A 2,061-nucleotide genomic window follows, 5' to 3' on the forward strand; every position below is an offset into this window, starting at 1 on the left:
TGGGTCGGCTTTACGTGCTGGTATCGGGCCAGGTCGAGGTGGTTCGCGAACGCACCCAGGTCACCCATGTCGATGAACCCGGCTCCATTTTCGGGGAAATGGCGGTGCTGCTCGACATGCCCCATTCGGCGACCGTCAAGGCGCTGTCGGCAGTGACCGCCTATGAAATCCCCGACGCGCTGACCTTTCTCGACAAGCGCCCCGAATTTTCGCTCCACATCGCCACCATGCTGGCGCGGCGGCTCTATTACACCACCTCCTACCTCGTTGATCTCCAGCAACAGGCCGCCGGCCGCCGCCAGGATCTTGACCTGGTGGATGAGATCCTCGCCAGCCTCATCGATCCCGCCGACGTCAGAAAGAAGCGCAAGAAGGGCTGACCCTTGTCCGCCGAGACCAAGCCCCAACTTGCCATCCGCTACTGCACCCAGTGCAACTGGCTCCTTCGCTCGGCCTGGCTGGCGCAGGAGGCCCTTTCGACCTTTGGCACCGAACTGGGCGGCGTCACCCTCCACCCCGGCACGGGCGGCATCTTCGAGATCACCCTTGACGGCACCCTCGTCTGGGAGCGCAAGCGCGACGGCGGCTTTCCCGACAGCAAGCAGCTCAAGCAACTGATCCGCGACCGCATCGACCCCGGTCGCGACCTCGGCCATATCGACCGCCACCGCGGGTTGGACGAATAGCTCTTGCGCCGGGGGCGGAGCAGGGCCATCTACCAATCTCCAACCCCGGAGACCGCCCATGCGCCGCCTCGCCACCCTCCTCACCGCTGCGGCCGTTGCCGTTCTCCTGGCTGCCTGCGGCGACAGCCGCGAAGTGGGCAATGTCGGGGTCGACTGGACCGGCAACGACATCGCCATCGATGCGTTGGCCGATCCCGAGGTCGACGGCGTCGTCTGCCACCTGGCCTATTTCAACCGCTCCTTCATCGATCGCGTCAGCCAGGGCAACTGGTTCGAGGACCCGTCCTATTCGGCGCTCGATTGCTCGGTCGTGGGCCCGCTCACCATCGGCGACATCAGCACCCGCAGCGGCGGCGAGGAAATCTTCCGCGAAGGCCGCTCGCTGATCTGGAAATCGCTGCGCGTCACCCGCGTCTATGACGCCGCCAACAATTCGCTCATCTACCTTGCCCATGCCCGCGAAATCCAGCAGGGCTCGGGCAAGATGAGCCTTTCGGTCATCCCGCTCGGCCCCGAGCAGGTCACCTGGAGCAACGGCGCCCCGCCTGTGGCAAATTAGCGATAAATACCGATCGCTTTTGCTACCGAATAAACATGGCCCTGTTCCAGCCTTTCCCATGGGGCATCGCTGGGGGACAGAGCCATGGCACGGCTCATCGACATGCTGACGGCCAATGCGGCCGACCTTTTGTTCAATTTCGCCGCTTTCCTGATCGTTTATCTTGTTGCCCGGCTCTTGCGGGCCACCCCGCTCGTTGCCTTATGTTTTGGGGTCCTGCCGCCGCTCCTCGCCTATCTGGTGCAGCATCCCGACAATCCGACCAGCATCCTGGCGCTGCTGCGCTAGCTTGCGCCGGACCCCACCGCTGCGAAACGCCATGGCGTCCGGACCGGGCAAAACATAAAACCATTCCGCGCACCGCCGCTTCATTTCGGGCCGGCGCATACGATATTGTTCCCAGCAACCAAGGCCGGCTAAGGCCCCCTCCCGAGAAAGCAAGAGATCATGGCAATTCTGATCGGCGATACCGCCCCCGATTTCACCGTCGACTCCACCGAGGGTCCGATCCACTTCTACGACTATATCGACGGTCACTGGGCGGTGCTGTTCAGCCATCCCAAGAATTTCACTCCGGTATGCACCACCGAGCTGGGCTATACCGCCAAGCTCAAGCCCGAGTTCGACAAGCGCGGCGTCAAGGTGCTGGGCCTTTCGGTGGACAAGCTCGAGGATCACGGCGGCTGGGCCAAGGACATCGAGGAAACCCAGGGCACGGCGCTCAACTTCCCCCTCTTGGCCGACACCAAGGGCGAAGTCGCCCGGCTCTACGACATGATCCACCCCAATGCCGACAACACACTGACCGTCCGTTCG

The 2,061-nt window shown here is 63.3% G+C and carries 5 protein-coding genes; all 5 read left to right on the plus strand.

The annotated features are described in order from the left end of the window. The coding region (locus AC5JLB_RS01975) for a Crp/Fnr family transcriptional regulator (protein WP_495872181.1) at positions 1-380 on the plus strand (380 nt) is incomplete at its 5' end. 3 nt (positions 381-383) lie between these two features. Then, on the plus strand, positions 384-686 hold the full coding sequence (locus AC5JLB_RS01980) for an Rdx family protein (RefSeq protein ID WP_495872182.1): 303 nt from the start codon (positions 384-386) through the stop codon (positions 684-686). Positions 687-744: 58 nt separating this feature from the next. Next, on the plus strand, positions 745-1,245 hold the full coding sequence (locus AC5JLB_RS01985) for a CreA family protein (RefSeq protein ID WP_495872183.1): 501 nt from the start codon (positions 745-747) through the stop codon (positions 1,243-1,245). Positions 1,246-1,329: 84 nt separating this feature from the next. Beyond that, complete coding sequence (locus AC5JLB_RS01990) at positions 1,330-1,533, plus strand: hypothetical protein (RefSeq protein WP_495872184.1); 204 nt, start codon at positions 1,330-1,332, stop codon at positions 1,531-1,533. Between the two features lie 159 nt (positions 1,534-1,692). After that, positions 1,693-2,061 (plus strand): redoxin domain-containing protein (locus AC5JLB_RS01995; protein WP_495872185.1); only part of this gene is annotated, 369 nt, incomplete at its 3' end.

It is taken from the genome of Myxacorys chilensis (assembly GCF_059505265.1).

Coding starts and splice junctions, on each gene's coding strand:
- AC5JLB_RS01985 (WP_495872183.1), top strand. CDS start 745: ATGCGCCGCCTCGCCACCCTCCTCACCGCTGCGGCCGTTGCCGTTCTC.
- AC5JLB_RS01990 (WP_495872184.1), top strand. CDS start 1,330: ATGGCACGGCTCATCGACATGCTGACGGCCAATGCGGCCGACCTTTTG.